We start from the raw sequence: 11,864 nt of genomic DNA on the forward strand, positions 1-11,864 counted from the left end.
GGTATTACCTGCGGGAGACACCTGGATTCCGCAGGCTCCTCCCGCCACCGACCGTCCGGGTGAACCCGGCGTGCACCGGCCGGACACAACGCGAACCGGGTTGTTACAGCGGTACTCGACGGGCCGGGCCGCGGGTGACCAGGAAAAAGGCCCGCGCACAGCAGGTGGCACGCCGTCCGGTCGGCTGGGCCGGTGTAGGAGCGTGCGGCGCGCAGGTTCGGAGGCGGCCGGTGGGTTGTGGGGCAATCGGAGCGGGACCGAGTCTCGGCGCGGGCCGGGCTCGCCGGTTCGCGATGATGGGGCAGCGGCGAACAAGCCGGTCGAAAGGGGCGTGTCGCCGGCGCGCCGGGTACGACAGCGACGGCAGGGACGTCTCGGAACGGAGTGGGTAGATGCGCGAAGTAGTGATCGCCGGTGCGGTGCGGACACCGGTCGGCAAACGGAAGGGTGGGCTGTCCGCGATGCACGCCGCGGACCTGTCCGCGGTGGTGCTGCGGGAGCTGGTCGAGCGGACCGGGGTGAGCACGCAGCTCATCGACGATGTCGTATGGGGTTGTGTGTCCCAGGTCGGTGATCAGTCGAGCAATATCGCCCGCTACGCCGTCCTGGCGGCGGGGTGGCCGGAATCCATCCCGGGAACGACGGTGAACCGGGCGTGTGGGTCGAGTCAGCAGGCGCTGGACTTCGCGGCGCAGGCCGTGATGTCGGGGCAACAGGATGTGGTCGTGGCCGGGGGAGTCGAGGTGATGAGCCGGGTGCCGCTCGGCGCCGCGCGGGCCACCGGTCAGCCGTATGGCCCGGCTGTGCTGGCGCGGTACGACGACTTCTCCTTCAACCAGGGCATATCGGCCGAACTGATCTCCGCGAAATGGGGTTTCGGCCGGTCTGTTCTCGATGAATACTCGGCGCGGTCCCATGAACTGGCCGCCGCGGCGCAGGATCGTGGGGCGTTCGGCGAGCAGATCGTCGAGGTCACCGCCCCGGCCGGCGAATTCACCGAGGGCGGTGTGGTCACCGCCGATGAAGGGATCCGGCGCGGCACCAGCGCGGAGAAACTGGCGAATCTGAAACCGGCGTTCCAGGAGGACGGTGTCATCCACGCCGGTAACTCCTCCCAGATCTCCGACGGCGCCGCCGCCCTGCTGATCACCACCGCCGATCTGGCAACCCAGCTGGGCCTGCGCCCGCTGGCCCGCTATCGCGCCGGCGCGGTGGCCGGTGCCGACCCGGTACTCATGCTCACCGGCCCGATCCCGGCCACCGAGAAGGTGCTGCGCAAGGCCGGCCTATCGCTCGCCGATATCGGGACTTTCGAAGTGAACGAGGCATTCGCGCCCGTTCCACTGGCCTGGCTCGCCGAAACGGGGGCCGACCCGAACCTGGTCAATCCGCTCGGTGGCGCGATCGCACTGGGCCATCCGCTCGGTGCCTCCGGTGCCGTGCTGATGACCCGGATGCTGCACCACATGCGCGACAACGGAATTCGCTACGGACTGCAAACCATGTGTGAGGGCGGCGGTACGGCCAACGCCACCGTCGTGGAATTGATTACCTAGGAAGAATTATGCGCCGCGATCTGTTCAGCCCCGACCATGAGGCCTTCCGGGACCTCGCGCGGGAGTTCATCGAAAAGGAAGTCGTCCCGAACTATCCCGCATGGGAGAAACAGGGACAGATGCCGCGTGAGGTGTTCCGCCGCCTCGGCGAACTCGGATTGCTCGGTACCGCCATTCCCGAGGAATACGGCGGTATGGGCACCCGTGATTACCGCTACAACGTGGTGTTGCAGGAGGAGGCGCAGCGCGCGCTGGTCACGCTCGGCACGGTTCGCACGCAGCTGGATGTGATCCTGCCGTACTTCCTCGAATACGCCGACCGCGATCAGCGGGCCCGCTGGTTCCCCGGCCTGGCCGACGGCAGCCTGCTCACCGCCGTCGCCATGACCGAACCCGGCACCGGCTCCGACTTGGCCGGTATCCGCACCACCGCGGTCCGCGACGGCGACCACTACATCCTCAACGGTGCGAAAACCTTCATCACCGGTGGACTACTCGCCGATCTGGTGATCGTGGTCGCGCGGACCGCTACCGACCCCGCGAACCGGCGTGCCGGGCTCACCCTGCTCGTCGTCGAGGACGGGATGCCCGGCTTCGAACGCGGCCGGGTGCTGGACAAGATGGGCTGCAAGGTGCAGGACACGGTGGAGTTGTCGTTCACCGATGTGCGGGTGCCGGTGGTCAACCGGCTGGGGGAGGAAGGTGTTGCCTTCGGCTATCTGGGCCACAATCTGCCGCAGGAACGGATGACGGTGGCCGTGGGCTCGGTGGCGCAGGCCCGGGCCGCGGTAGCCGCGACTATCGAATATGTGCGGGAACGCAAGGCTTTCGGGACGCCCGTGGCGTCGTTCCAGAACACCAAATTCGAGCTCGCCGCCATGTCCGCGGAGGTCGAGGCCGCACAGACCATGGCGGACCGGGCGGTGCTGGACCTGGTGGACGGGCAACTCTCGGGCGCGGACGCCGCCCGCGTGAAACTGTTCGCCACCGAAACGCAGGCCCGTATCGTGGACCGCTGCCTGCAACTGTTCGGCGGTTACGGCTACATGATGGAGTATCCGATCGCCCGGCTCTACACCGATGCCCGGGTGGCCCGTATCTACGCGGGTACCAGCGAGGTCATGAAAGTTATCATTGCCAAAGACCTCGGATTGTGATGTATAGCACACTGGATATTTCGGTGAGATCCACATCACAGAGGCCCGTTCGACCCTACTGTTTCAGCAGTTGGTTTATCGAACGGAGTACCCGGTGATCGGTCCACGGGATGAGCACGTCGATTGCCTCGTCGACACCGAGTGCGGAATCCGCGCGGGGCTACATCCGGTCGACCTCGTGCGTGCGCACGCCCGGCGCCATCCCTTGCGGCACCGGCTCGCGATCGTCGCCCCGAACACCGTGGATGCGGTCCAGTACGCGGGCGGTTTCATCTTCGACCGGATGATGGCCGGCTGGGAAGTGGTCGCCGTCCTCACCGAACACGACGACGTCCGCCCCCTGGAGATCCTCGGCGCCACCGTCCTGGACCTGACCACCGCCCTCGCCTCCCCGGTACACGCCACCTGGCCGGAGAGCGTGCTGCTCGCACCCGATGTGTTCGTCACCAACGAATGGGTCCGCCGAGGGGCCATCGACTGCCTGGACAAGGGACTGTCCGAACTGGCGGTCTGGGGTGACGACCTACCCGACGAACTCGCCTGCCGGGTGTCCTCGGCGCACCACCGGTTGAGCACCGCCGCCCGGGCGTTCAAGCGCTGCGCGCTCGGCGCGGCGGGGATCGCCGAGCGCGCGGACGAAGACCTCGAGATCTTCCACAGCGGCGAGGTTCTACTGGCGGACCTGCGGGGCCGCCAGGCACTGGTCCGCGCGGTCTGACCCGCGGATCGCCCAGGCGTCCACCGTCGGACCGAGCGCCTTCCGGGCCGGCCCGGCAGCTGCGGATCGGTTCGATCGACGGCGCGGTTACCGCCGGCTCACCGGTTGCCGGTGTGTTCCCGCGCCGCCTAGTCGAGGATGCGCCGGGCGACGTTGGTGGTGACCAGATCGAGCAGTTCGTCGCCGCGGCCGGCGAGGATGGTGCGGATGGCGTAGAGGGTGAAACCCTTGGCCTGCTCCGCCGACACGGCCGGCGGGATCGTCAATTCCTGCCGTGCGACGACGATATCGACGAGCGCGGGACCGTCGTGGGCCAACGCCTCCGCGATCGCCGGCTCCAGGTCGCCCGGCTGCTCGACCCGGCGACCCCATATTCCCATCGCGCGGGCGACGGCACCGAAGTCGGGATTGTCCAGGCCGGTACCGAAGTTCACCACCCCGGCGGCCTTCATCTCCAGCTCCACGAAGTTCAGTGACGAGTTGTTGAACACGATCACCTTGACCGGTAGGTCGTTCTGCACCAGCGTGAGCAACTCACCGAACAGCATCGTCAACCCGCCGTCCCCAGCGAGGGCGATCACCTGGCGTCCGGGGTACGCCGTCTGCGCGCCGATCGCATGCGGTAGCGCGCAGGCCATCGTGCCGTGGGTGAACGAACCGGTCAGCCGCCGCTGCCCGTTCATGGTCAGGTAGCGCGCCGCCCAGGTCGTCGGGGACCCCACATCGAAGGTGAACACCGCATCGTCGGCGGCCGACCGGTTCACCACACCGGCAACGTATTCCGGCCGGATGGGGGTGCGACCCCGGTCGTCGACCGCGAGTTCGTCCAGTGAAGCGCGGGTGCGCCGGTAATGCCGCAGCGACCGGTCCAGGTGTGCCCGATCCGTTTTCCGGGTGAGCAGTGGCAACAGCGCCTCGGCGGTGTCCCGCACACTGCCCACCATGCCCACGTCGACCGGCGTGCGCCGCCCGAGGTGGCTGCCGCGGATATCGACCTGGATGACCGCGGCGTCCTCCGGATAGAACTGCGTGTACGGGAAATCGGTACCCAGCATCAGCAGTACATCGGCTTCTTTGATCGCCTTGTATCCCGAGGCGTATCCGAGCAGCCCGGTCATTCCCACGTCGTACGGGTTGTCGTACTCCAGGTATTCCTTACCGCGGAATGCGTGGACAACCGGAGATTGCAGCGTTGCGGCCAGCTTCATGACCTCGTCGTGGGCGCCTGCCGTCCCGGCCCCGCCGAGGATCGTGACCCGCGACCCGGCATTCAGGATGTCGGCCGCCCGGCGCAGTGTGGTGTCGTCGGGCCGGACCACCGACCGGGACGGCAGTACCGGCCTCGTGCTCCAGCGATCGCCGGACAGCTTGCTCTGGAACACCTCCCCGGGGATCACCACGACGGCGACGCCGCGTTCTTCTACGGCCGCCCGCATCGCCATCTCCACGATCCGTGGAGCCGATTGCGGGCTGCTCACGAGTTCGCAGTAGACGCTGCACTCGCGGAACAACTCTTCCGGGTGGGTTTCCTGGAAATAGCCGGAGCCGATCTCGGCGATCGGGATATGCGCGGCGATGGCCAGTACCGGAACCCTGGTGCGCTGCGCGTCGTAGAGCCCGTTGATCAGATGGAGATTGCCGGGGCCGCAGCTCCCGGCGCAGACGGCGAGCCCGCCGGTCAGCGCGGCATCCGCTGTCGCGGCGAACGCGGCGGCCTCCTCGTGCCGGACGTGCTCCCAGGTGATGGTGCCGTCCGATCGCCGTATCGCGTCGGTGAATCCGTTCAAGCTGTCACCGGGCAACCCGTACACGCGGCTCACCCCGCTGACCTGCAGCGCAGAGATCATATGTTGAGCAACAGTCGCCATGGCGCGACCCTACGCGCGCCGGTGGCGATCGTCGGTGAGGTCGCCGCCGCGTATCGGAAAACAGGTAGCAATCCTTGTTATCCTTGCTAGGATTAATGTAATGTGAAACACGCTGCGAGCCCGGCCTGATGGGGCCGGAAAGGCTTGGCAGCCAGGTATTTTCCGCTGTAGTTCCGCGAGAGGGTCGGTCTGTCTGTCGGTTCGTGATCCGGTCGGTCCGGCTGCGGCCGGTACGCAGGTTCACGCCCTGCGCGAAACCATCTGCGGTAGCACCCGGCCGCGGTCGAGAGGGTGGCTTGCTGCACGGATAGTCGCTACCCGGTGCCGAACGACCCGCTGCTGCTGACTCAGTTCGGGTGCGGGTGATCCTTATGCGGGTGCCGGATGGAATCGCCACCCTTTGTCTCGTGCAGTCGGCCGAACCGGCTGGCGAGCAGATGTGCCATGCTCTCGGCCGCACCCCGACAGGCGTCGTCGATCGTCACGGCGTTGTGGGTCACCGCGACCGGCTGCTGACCGGTTGGACGAGCCTGCAACACGCATCGCTTGTCGCCTGGCCCACCTTTGCCCGCGTGCTGATCACTGAGGTGGGCTTCGACGCTGACAATCTGGTCGCTGAAGCGCTCGAGCGCCGAAGCGATCTCCCCCTCGATGTGCCGGATCAGCTTGTCACCGCTGTCGATGTTGCTATCAGTATTGATCTGAATTTGCATATGCGATCCATTCTGGTAGATGGCAACCGTACCCATGGGCAGAAGCGGATGGTGCTCATTATCGACTCCGCCTGGTTCTATCGACGATCTGTGACGTCATCTATCGGTGGATTCTGACGCCGCCTCGTATCCGAGAGTTTTCGTATCGGCGAATCTTGACGTCGGAATATCGGTGGCGCATGGTGTTCCGCTGTCGTAGTACATACTCGGACGTATGGCACGATCTCTGCCCGAGGGCGAATCGCTTCTGGTGCGTACGGACTTCAGCGACGACGCGGCCTGGGCCCAAACCCTCGCGGCGGTCATCGCGTCCTATGACGAAGACACGATGACAGAGCTGACACCCGTCGACGACGTGACCTTCGCCGGGCTGGCCCCCGCCGACCTAGGTGATCTGGTCGATGGCCAGACCTATGTTTTCCTCGCCGACACCACCACAATGACCGACCCCGAGCACCCGCTGCTGGCGGTCGATACCAGCGACGAGGATGTCCGCGGGGATGGCGACCCGGTATTCCGGATCGCGCCGATCGCGATGGTCGAGGTCGAGGTCAACTTCCTTCTCGCCAACGTGGACTTCGAGGACTACGCCGGCAATGTCGACGACGACGGTGTTTTCCGCGGCTTCGATCGGTGAACGCGGCCGGCACTCACGACCGGTAACAAGCCAGGTGCAGGCCGAGCTGTGCAGCCTCTACGGACGTGGTATGCCTTAGCTCGGGCGCCGTACCGGTCTACCGGCACTCGGTACGCGTGGATCCGGAAAGGGCGGGCAGAACATGCCGCGGAGCAACGACCCACTCGCGGCGGCGCCATGGGGGTCGCGACTACTCGGGCGTGAGGAGGAGGCCGCGGGAATCCGGCGGCTTCGTATCCAACTGCTGTTGACGGTGCCGATCGTGCTGGCCAACCTGGCCGGTGTCTTCGTATCGATCACGCTGATCGGTTTCGTCCTGCCCGGACCTTCCGTGTTCACCGAGAAGATGATCCTGATCGATGCGGTCGCGGCTCCGGTGTACGCGGCGGTCGCGGTCTTGATCGGTGTGTGGTGGGGCACCGCCCGCGGGCTGGGCGCACTGGGCTGGGCTCTCGATCCCGAAACGGTGCCCACCGAGGAACAGCAGGCCGCCGCCGCGGCCGTGCCGCGGCGGCTGGTGCGGATGCAGGCGTTGCTGTGGTTCGGGGGAGTGGTCGTGCTCACGCTGCTGGCCGGAGTCGCCGACCCCCGGTTGATCCCCAAAGTGGCGTTCGGCATCACCTTCAGCGCGATCGTGGTGTGTGCGAGTACCTACCTGATCATCGAATTCGCGTTGCGGCCCGTGACCTCGCGGGTGCTGTCGGCGAGAACCTCTCGCGCCCGCAGCGGGATCGGTGTCTTCGGGCGATCGCTGCTGATGTGGCTGGTCGGCTCGGGTCTACCGGTGGCAGGCCTGATGGTGGTGGCGGTGGTGGCGCTGACCACCGGCGATGTGAGCATCACGCGACTGGCGGTGTGCGTACTGTCGCTCGGCGGGGCGGCCCTCGTGATCGGCTCCCTGCTGATGATTCAGACACTGGCCGCGACAGTCGCCCCGATCAGTGGTGTGCGCCGGGCGATGCGCGAAGTCGAGAAGGGCGAATTCGATCTCACGCTCGCGGTGTACGACGGCACCGAACTGGGCGAGTTGCAGAGCGGTTTCAACAATATGGTCGGCGGGCTCCGCGAACGCGAGGAGATCAGGGATCTGTTCGGCAGGCATGTCGGGCACGAGGTCGCCAAGGCCGCTTTGGCCGGGAAACCGGTGCTCGGCGGAGCCGAGGTCGAGGCCGCGGCACTGTTCATCGATATCGTCGGCTCCACCACCATGGCCGCGACCCTGAGCGCACCCGAAATGGTCGCGATCCTCAACCGGTTCTTCGACGTGGTGGTGGACGAGGTGGAAAAGCACGGCGGCCTGCTCAACAAATTCGAAGGCGACGCGGCACTGGCCGTGTTCGGCACCCCGGCGCAACTGTCCGACGCCGCGGGCGCGGCATTGGCATGTGGCCGCGCGATCCGCGCCAGGCTCGATAGCGGCGGTACGGAATTCGAGGCAGCGATCGGCATCGCCGAGGGCCGGGTCGTCGCCGGTAATGTCGGTGCCCGGCAGCGCTACGAATTCACGGTGATCGGTGACGCCGTCAACGAAGCCGCCCGGCTCTGCGAACTGGCGAAGCAGGATTCCCTGCTGCTCACCTCGGGTAAGACGGTCACCGCGGCCGCAGCCACCGAAGCCGGGCACTGGCAGCTCGGCGAATCGGTGACGCTGCGCGGCCGGCTCACCCCGACCCGGCTGGCCCGCCCCGTTCAGCGGGCTTCGACGGTATCGAGTTGAACCGTGGCCGCGATGGCGGCGGCCAGCTCCGCACCCTTGGTCTCGAAATGCCGCGTGAAGTACGTCAGATGCTCACTGTGCTCATGGAAGTGATGCGGGGTCAGGACCGCCGAGAACACTGGAACATCGGCCTCGAGCTGGATTCGCATGAGCGCATCAACCACGGTCGAGGCGACGAAATCGTGCCGGTAGATACCGCCGTCGACCACCAGGGCGCAACCGGCCAATGCGGCGTACCGGCCGGTGGCGGCCAGCCGTTTGATACGCAGCGGGATCTCGAACGCCCCGGGTACTTCGATCACGTCGACCTCGGTGAACCCGTGCCCGGCCAGCGCGGACCGGCAGGATTCCACCGCGCGGTCGACGATATCGGCGTGCCAGCGCGCGGCAACCAGAGCGATGCGGTTCGAGGTGGGCGACATATGTACTCCTCTTCGCTATGTCACCCAGGGCATGGCAACGCGAACAGGAGCGGCCCGTGCCCGGGCACTCCGCTGCCGCGTTCTCTTTCATCCGGACTGTGACCGTCGGCTCCGGGATCGCACCGGAATCTGCTCGACCCACCACGGGTGGTGGCGCTCGCGGGCTCGTGCCCCCGGATCGGCCCGGATGCCATTACCGCCGGTGGGGAATTCCACCCCGCCCTGAGAACGTGTACAGCGCGGACTTTAACAATGCCCTGCGGTTGCGGCGACAGCACCCCTGGTGATCGCTGCCTACCCCGAAGGTTTGTCGGCTTGCGCCGGTCGCAGCTGTCGAAAAGATATAAGGCGACCGTATCGATGATCGCTTCGACCCGGGTACGGTACGCACCCGGGGCGAAGCCCAGGTCGATGCTGCCCGCAACCCGGGTAGGCCTCGACTGTCGGAAGGACGCATATGGGTTCCACCCTTTTCGCGACAGCCCTGCCGCTCGCGCTGGGGATCGTGATGTTCGGCCTCGGGCTGACCCTGACGGCCGATGACTTCACCCGGGTCGTGAAGTACCCGAAAACCGCCGTGATCGCGCTGCTCTGCCAGCTCGTCGTGCTGCCGCTGATCTGCTTCGGCCTGATACACCTGTTCGGTGTGGACGGAGTGCTTGCGGTAGGGATGATGCTGCTGGTCGCTTCACCCGGCGGCACCTCGGCGAATCTCTTCAGCCATATCGCCGGCGGTAACGTCGCCTTGAACATCACGCTGACGGCGATCAATTCCGTCCTCGCCGTGGTCACATTGCCCCTCGTGGTCGCCCTGTCCTATGCGGTGTTCCTGGACGACAGCGCGGCGATCGTCTTCCATCCCGCGAAGTTCGTTCAGGTCTTCGCCCTGGTTCTGGTTCCGGTGGCGGTCGGTATGTGGGTGCGCCGGCGCTACCCGGACTGGTCGGGCCGGAGGCAGTCCACGGTGAAGATCGCCGCCGCCGGTGTTCTCGTGTTCGTGGTGGCCGCCGCCCTGTTCTCGGAATTCGACACCGTCACCGAACACCTCGGCGACCTGGGCCCGGTCGCTCTGCTGCTCTGTATCTGCAGCCTGCTCGTCGGCTATCTGGTGCCCCGGGCCTTCGGCGTGGAACCCGCCGACGCCGTTGCCGCCGGAATGGAGATCGGCGTGCACAACGCCGCGCTGGCCATCACTATCGCGACCACCGTGCTGGGCAGCGAAACGATGGCCGTGCCGGCCGGGCTGTACGGATTCCTCATGAACATTCCCGCATCGATCGCTGCCGTCCTGTTCGCCAGGTCCCACCGTGCCCGCCGGACCTCGGTGTCTGCTGAGGCCGCGCCTCCTCGATAAGGTCGTATCCGAGTTCACGGTGCGCAACGGTGCCGGACGAATCGAACTCGGCAGACCGGATATCCGGTTCGGAGGTAACACGCCTCGGAACCGGTGGAGGAGGTGGGTCATGGACTACGGCGTTTCGACTTTCGTCACCGATGACGGCATCGGCCCGGCGGCGCTCGGCCGCGCGTTGGAGGAGCGCGGTCTGGGTTCGCTGTTCCTGGCCGAGCATTCGCATATTCCGGTGGAACGGACCTCGCCGTGGCCCGGTGGCGATGAACTGCCCCGCCACTACTATCGGACCTTCGATCCGTTCGTCGCCCTGGCGGCAGCCGCGGCGGTCACCGAACGCCTGCGGGTCGGTACCGGTATCGCGCTCGTCGTCCAACGCGACCCTATCCACCTGGCCAAAGAGGTCGCCACCCTCGACCGGGTGTCGAACGGGCGCGCCGTCCTCGGTGTGGGCGCCGGCTGGAACCGTGAGGAAATGCGCAACCACGGCACCGACCCGACAACCCGGATGCGGCTGCTGCGCGAACGCGTGCTGGCGATCAAGGCCCTCTGGACCCAGGACGAAGCGGAGTTCCACGGCGAGTTCGTCGACTTCGGCCCGGTGTTCTCCTACCCCAAACCGGTCCGCACACCCCACCCGCCGGTTCTGGTGGGCGGCGCCGGGCCGACCACTTTCGACCGTGTTCTGGACTTCGGCGACGGCTGGATGCCCCTCTACGGCCGCGGCACAGACAACCTACCGGCCCGCATCACCGAGCTCCGCGAACGCGCGAACCGGCCCATGCAGGTCACCATGTTCGGTGTCCCACCCGAACCCGAAATCGTCGCCGAACTGGCCGCGGCCGGGGTGGACGAGGCCCTGTTCAACCTGCCCACCCAATCCGAACTCGAAAGCCTGCGCCGCCTCGATCGATTTGCCGAACTGATCTGATCGCGAGGATGCCAGGACGTCGAACTCCATGGCGACCTCGGTGTGTTTCACACAGCTTCGCCGGTTCGCGGACCGCATATGGGCAGCGAGGTTCCGCGCCGATCGCGACGCTTTCGGCATCTGCGGTGTGTAGATACCGTCGGAGCGTGGCGGAGTGGGAAGGCGCGCCGTACGGACGGCTGCCCGGCTATCGGCGCCGTTTCGGGCGGTAGGCGCGGCCGAAGCTGCGCGGGCTGTGGTCGTAGATCTCGACCAGTTCCCAGTCGATTTGCCGCCCGCCGGGCACGTCGAAGATCCGGATGCCGTCGCCGAGGAAGACCGGGGCGACGAAAACCTGCAACTCGTCGATGAGGTCGTGTTCGAGTGCCTGGCGGGCGATATCGGCGCTGATGATCTGGATATTCCGGTCACCGGCGATGTCCTGCGCGCGGCGGACAGCCTCCCGGATATCGCAGTTCAGCGCGACCACGGACGGATCGTCGGCCAGTTCGTCCGGGCGGTGCGTGAGGATGATTTCGGTACCCGACCATGCGCCGCCGTAGGCCGCGGAGGTCAGCTCGTCGCGTTCGTCGCGCTGGGCGATCGCCGCGTCGTAGCCGGCCCGGCCGGAGATGATCACGCCGACCTCCGCGGCCAGTTGTTCGGTGGTCTCGGGGGCGGACGGTTCGGTCGCCGAAAGCCAGCTCATATCGTGCCCCGGTCCGGCGATGAACCCGTCGATCGAACACGTGAATCCCCAGGCGACCTTGCCCATCTGCACTCCAGTGCCCCGTATCGGCCGGCCGGCGAGCGTC

11 protein-coding genes and 1 riboswitch are annotated in these 11,864 nt (G+C 66.7%); of the genes, 7 read left to right on the plus strand and 4 right to left on the minus strand.

Going from position 1 to position 11,864, the window contains the following annotated elements; translation table 11 throughout:
• The first annotated feature begins 392 nt into the window (after window positions 1-392).
• The 3 genes from ON22_RS31150 to ON22_RS31160 all read left to right on the plus strand — a co-directional run bounded on the left by ON22_RS31150 (window position 393) and on the right by ON22_RS31160 (window position 3,431).
• Window positions 393-1,556 carry a thiolase family protein gene (locus ON22_RS31150; protein ID WP_033245718.1) on the plus strand — a complete coding sequence of 388 codons (1,164 nt, stop codon included), beginning with the start codon at window positions 393-395 and terminating at the stop codon, window positions 1,554-1,556.
• 8 nt (window positions 1,557-1,564) lie between these two features.
• Window positions 1,565-2,713 (plus strand): acyl-CoA dehydrogenase family protein, encoded by a 1,149-nt coding sequence (locus tag ON22_RS31155; RefSeq protein WP_033245717.1) that lies wholly within the window; start codon window positions 1,565-1,567, stop codon window positions 2,711-2,713.
• 94 nt (window positions 2,714-2,807) lie between these two features.
• Window positions 2,808-3,431 (plus strand): hypothetical protein, encoded by a 624-nt coding sequence (locus ON22_RS31160; protein ID WP_081595964.1) that lies wholly within the window; start codon window positions 2,808-2,810, stop codon window positions 3,429-3,431.
• A 128-nt stretch (window positions 3,432-3,559) separates the two neighbouring features.
• Here the strand turns inward: ON22_RS31160 and poxB are convergent, their stop codons facing one another.
• Both poxB and ON22_RS31170 read right to left on the minus strand, forming a co-directional pair.
• Entirely contained in the window at window positions 3,560-5,299 is a 1,740-nt protein-coding gene (poxB, locus tag ON22_RS31165; protein WP_033245716.1) for a ubiquinone-dependent pyruvate dehydrogenase, read from the minus strand.
• Window positions 5,300-5,646: 347 nt separating this feature from the next.
• Window positions 5,647-6,012 carry an HPF/RaiA family ribosome-associated protein gene (locus ON22_RS31170; protein ID WP_033245860.1) on the minus strand — a complete coding sequence of 122 codons (366 nt, stop codon included), beginning with the start codon at window positions 6,010-6,012 and terminating at the stop codon, window positions 5,647-5,649.
• 214 nt (window positions 6,013-6,226) lie between these two features.
• On the opposite strand from ON22_RS31170, the gene ON22_RS31175 reads away from it, so the two are divergent.
• Window positions 6,227-6,649 carry a DUF6924 domain-containing protein gene (locus ON22_RS31175; RefSeq protein WP_051158329.1) on the plus strand — a complete coding sequence of 141 codons (423 nt, stop codon included), beginning with the start codon at window positions 6,227-6,229 and terminating at the stop codon, window positions 6,647-6,649.
• A 142-nt stretch (window positions 6,650-6,791) separates the two neighbouring features.
• Window positions 6,792-8,366 (plus strand): adenylate/guanylate cyclase domain-containing protein, encoded by a 1,575-nt coding sequence (locus ON22_RS31180; protein WP_033245715.1) that lies wholly within the window; start codon window positions 6,792-6,794, stop codon window positions 8,364-8,366.
• On the opposite strand, the gene ON22_RS31185 is transcribed toward ON22_RS31180, so the two are convergent.
• Window positions 8,339-8,788, minus strand: coding sequence for a 6,7-dimethyl-8-ribityllumazine synthase (locus ON22_RS31185; RefSeq protein ID WP_033245714.1), 450 nt, complete (start codon window positions 8,786-8,788; stop codon window positions 8,339-8,341). The genes ON22_RS31180 and ON22_RS31185 overlap by 28 nt on opposite strands.
• Before the next feature lie 75 nt (window positions 8,789-8,863).
• A riboswitch (FMN riboswitch) is annotated at window positions 8,864-9,022 on the minus strand.
• Between the two features lie 223 nt (window positions 9,023-9,245).
• Between ON22_RS31185 and ON22_RS31190 the strand changes: the two genes are divergently transcribed.
• On the plus strand, window positions 9,246-10,142 hold the full coding sequence (locus ON22_RS31190) for a bile acid:sodium symporter family protein (RefSeq protein ID WP_033245713.1): 897 nt from the start codon (window positions 9,246-9,248) through the stop codon (window positions 10,140-10,142).
• 109 nt (window positions 10,143-10,251) lie between these two features.
• A complete protein-coding gene (locus ON22_RS31195) occupies window positions 10,252-11,070 on the plus strand; it encodes an LLM class F420-dependent oxidoreductase (protein ID WP_033245858.1) in 819 nt (272 codons plus the stop codon).
• 187 nt (window positions 11,071-11,257) lie between these two features.
• Here the strand turns inward: ON22_RS31195 and ON22_RS31200 are convergent, their stop codons facing one another.
• Window positions 11,258-11,824 (minus strand): dihydrofolate reductase family protein, encoded by a 567-nt coding sequence (locus ON22_RS31200; RefSeq protein ID WP_033245712.1) that lies wholly within the window; start codon window positions 11,822-11,824, stop codon window positions 11,258-11,260.
• Window positions 11,825-11,864 lie beyond the last annotated feature (40 nt).

Source organism: Nocardia carnea NBRC 14403 (genome assembly GCF_000308515.1).
GTDB lineage: Bacteria > Actinomycetota > Actinomycetes > Mycobacteriales > Mycobacteriaceae > Nocardia > Nocardia carnea.